Here is a 250-nt window from a genome sequence, read left to right on the forward strand (position 1 = left end):
GAGTTCATGCCCCCGTACGAGTCCGATCTGCGTATTAAACTCGAGTTCCACAAAATGGTCTGTCGGCTCCAGCAATACAGACCTGCTCTTGATGCGATCGCCGAGGCATTGCTGAGGAAACAACGTTTGCGCGGTGACGAAATCATCAGAATCGCCAAGAAATCCGGATGGGATTCATATCGAAAGAATGGGCAAAAAACCCTGAAATGGCCAAAGCCGGAGAGAAGCCATGCCCAAATGGCCCCAGCGT

1 protein-coding gene is annotated in these 250 nt (G+C 51.6%); it reads left to right on the top strand.

Features of this window, described 5'->3' with window-relative positions:
• Positions 1-250, top strand: a 250-nt coding sequence (locus L9G74_RS21450) for a hypothetical protein (protein ID WP_238898849.1), incomplete at both ends; no start/stop codon positions are given.

Origin of the sequence: Shewanella electrica (assembly GCF_022321485.1) — a bacterium.
Lineage (GTDB): Bacteria > Pseudomonadota > Gammaproteobacteria > Enterobacterales > Shewanellaceae > Shewanella > Shewanella electrica.